General features: G+C 51.5%; 1 pseudogene. It reads right to left on the bottom strand.

The annotated features are described in order from the left end of the window. Positions 1 to 264 (bottom strand): annotated as a pseudogene (locus FQ668_RS27615) (hypothetical protein); the annotation flags it as partial.

Raw genomic sequence — 264 nt, 5'->3', positions numbered from 1 at the left:
ATCCAGATCGGCGCGAGGGTCCGGTTCGGTCAAACCTTGTTGCCAAGCCAAATCCACCAGCTCACTGAAAGGCACGCTGCCATCAAATTGCTGGAACAACCAAGATAACGTCCCGGAGAAAATACCGGAAATCGCCACAATATCGTCACCGCTTTCACGCAGATCGCGAACCGTATGGTTAATCGGTAACCCTGCACCTACCGTCGCGTTATATAGCCAGTGACGTCCTGTTTTCGAGAATGCATCTTGCACTGCGTGATAACT

Source organism: Pseudomonas sp. Kh14, assembly GCF_900291005.1.
Classification (GTDB): Bacteria; Pseudomonadota; Gammaproteobacteria; order Pseudomonadales; family Pseudomonadaceae; genus Aquipseudomonas; species Aquipseudomonas alloputida.
This window is presented reverse-complemented; position numbering and strand designations above follow the sequence as displayed.